This window comes from Pararhizobium antarcticum, assembly GCF_001885585.1.
Lineage (GTDB): Bacteria > Pseudomonadota > Alphaproteobacteria > Rhizobiales > Rhizobiaceae > Pararhizobium > Pararhizobium antarcticum.
Genome location: NZ_LSRP01000051.1, coordinates 1 through 1,234, shown reverse-complemented (window position 1 = coordinate 1,234; position 1,234 = coordinate 1). Strand labels below are relative to the sequence as shown.

1 protein-coding gene is annotated in these 1,234 nt (G+C 61.5%); it reads right to left on the bottom strand.

Annotation, left to right across the window (positions count from 1 at the left end):
• Complete coding sequence (gene hemA / locus AX760_RS04880; protein ID WP_071831872.1) at positions 1-1,218, bottom strand: 5-aminolevulinate synthase; 1,218 nt, start codon at positions 1,216-1,218, stop codon at positions 1-3.
• Positions 1,219-1,234: the final 16 nt, after the last annotated feature.

Below are 1,234 nucleotides of genomic sequence, written 5' to 3'. Positions count from 1 at the left end.
CTACGCGACGGCCCTTGCCAGTGCGCAGCGCGACCAGAGCTGGTGGAGCGCGCCGACGAGGTGGTCGATGTCGGCGTTGGAATGCATCGGCGTCGGCGTGATGCGCAGGCGCTCGGTCTTCTTCGGCACCGTCGGATAGTTGATCGGCTGGACATAGACGCCGCAATTGTCGAGCAGCAGATCCGAGATCCACTTGCACTTCGACGCATCGCCGACCAGAACCGGAACGATGTGGCTCTTGTTGTCCATATGCGGAATGCCGTTCTTGTCGAGCAGATTGCGCAGGCGCCGCACCCGTTCCTGATGGGCGAAGCGTTCGATCTGGCTTTCCTTCAGATGCCGGATCGAGGCCACCGCACCGGCGGCCAGTGCCGGCGGCAGCGCCGTCGTAAAGATGAAACCCGAGGCGAACGAACGGATGAAATCGCACAGCGCCGTGGACGCCGCGATATAGCCGCCCATCACGCCGAAAGCCTTGCCGAGCGTGCCCTCGATCACCGTCAGCCGATGCATCAGCCCCTCGCGTTCGGCAATACCGCCGCCGCGCGGGCCGTACATGCCGACAGCATGGACTTCGTCGAGATAGGTCATCGCGCCGTATTTCTCGGCAAGGTCGCAGATTTCTTTAATGGGCGCGATATCGCCATCCATCGAATAGACCGATTCAAACGCCACCAGTTTTGGCGCGCGCGGGTCGGCGGCAGCGAGCTTGGCTTCGAGATCGGCGACGGAATTGTGCTTGAAGATCACCCGCTCGCATTTCGAATAGCGGATGCCCTCGATCATCGAGGCATGGTTGCCGGCATCGGAAAACACGATGATGCCGGGGATCTTCGAACAGAGCGTTCCGAGCGCCGCCCAGTTGGACACGTAGCCCGACGTAAACAGAAGCGCTGCCTCCTTGCCGTGCAGATCGGCCAGTTCGCGCTCGAGCAGGACATGGTGGTGATTGGTACCCGAAATATTCCGGGTGCCTCCCGCACCCGCGCCACACTGGTCGATGGCGTCTTTCATCGCCTCGATCACCTTGGGGTGCTGCCCCATGCCGAGATAATCGTTCGAACACCAGACCGTGACATCCTGCCGGCTGCCGTCAGCCGCATTGCGCGTCGCCTTCGGAAAGTTGCCGCGCTGCCGCTCGATATCGGCAAAAACGCGGTAGCGGCCTTCCTGATGCAGGCCGTCCAACGCGCTTTGAAAGAAACCCTCGAAATCCATTATCGTCTCCAGAACC